Source organism: Bradyrhizobium betae, from assembly GCF_004123905.1.
Taxonomy (GTDB): domain Bacteria; phylum Pseudomonadota; class Alphaproteobacteria; order Rhizobiales; family Xanthobacteraceae; genus Bradyrhizobium; species Bradyrhizobium betae_A.
In genome coordinates this window covers 1-1251 of record NZ_MZXW01000036.1, presented here as the reverse complement: position 1 = coordinate 1251, position 1251 = coordinate 1, and the positions used below count along the sequence as shown (strand labels likewise).

Here is a 1251-nt window from a genome sequence, read left to right as displayed (position 1 = left end):
TGTTTAGACCGGACAGATCACTGACAGGTGTTCGGAGACATAGCTGACACATCAAACTGGGCTGGATTGGTCGATTCGGGAGGCCGTCCATGCCCTGGAACGAGGTGTCGGTAATGGATCAGCGACGCGAGTTCGTACGACTTGCCTTGCAGGATGGGGCGAACCGGCGGGAGTTGTGCCGGCGGTTCGGGATCAGTCCTGATGTGGGCTACAAATGGTTGAGGCGTTGGCAGGCTGGAGACCATGAGCTGGCTGATGAGTCCCGCCGGCCCAAAAGCATACCCAGGCGAAGCGTGCCCGAGATCGAGGCGCGGGTTCTGGCGATGCGTGACAAGCATCCGGCCTGGGGGGCGCGCAAGATTGCTCATTGCCTGAAGCGCGGTGGCCAGACCGTGCCAGTCCCCTCTACAGTGCACCAGATCCTGTGCCGGAACGAGCGGATCAAGCCGAGCGCGAAGGCCGCACTTAGTCCTTCAGGCCACCGGTTCGAGAAGGATGCGCCCAATCAACTCTGGCAGATGGACTTCAAGGGGCACATGCCGCTTGCCGACGGGAGGCGTTGCCACCCGCTGACCATGGTCGATGATCACTCGCGTTATGCCCTGTGCCTGAAGGCATGTGCCAACGAGCAGCGCCCCGACGTGCAGAAGCACCTGACCGACACCTTCCGACGCTATGGGCTGCCGGAGGCCTTCTACCTCGACAACGGTTCTCCCTGGGGCGACACGTCCGGCGCTCGCTGGACTGCGCTGAAGGTGTGGCTGCTCAAGCTCGGCGTCAGAGTGGTCCATGCCAGGCCGCGTCATCCTCAGGGCCGGGGCAAGAACGAACGCTTCCATCGCAGCCTGAAAGCAGAAGTGTTCGCGTTGCGCACGTTCCGCACCCTGGCGGAAGTTCAGCGCGCCCTCGACGACTGGCGCACGATCTACAATCTGGAGCGGCCACATGAAAGCCTCGGCATGGGTATCCCCGCCGATCGCTACCGGCCGAGCTCTCGCGCCATGCCCGATCGTGTGCCGAAGGTGCAATACGACGCCGGGGAGATCGTTCGCACCGTCTCCTCGACCCGGAGCTACATCGCCTTCAAAGGGCAGATGTGGAAAGTCCCTCAAGCCTTCTGCGGCGAGCAGCTGGCCGTCAGGCCGCTCGACCGCGACGGCCGTTACGGTGTCTTCTTTGCCAGCTGGCAGGTCGGCTCAATCGACTTGACCCGCGGTCAAACTGTCAGTGATGTGTCCGAACAACCGTCAG

Annotated in this window: 1 protein-coding gene; it reads left to right on the top strand. The window is 62.7% G+C overall.

All coding sequences use genetic code 11. From position 1 onward, the window contains the following. Nucleotides 1-89 precede the first annotated feature (89 nt). On the top strand, nucleotides 90-1251 hold a 1162-nt coding region (locus tag B5V03_RS28035), incomplete at its 3' end, for an IS481 family transposase (RefSeq protein WP_129273618.1).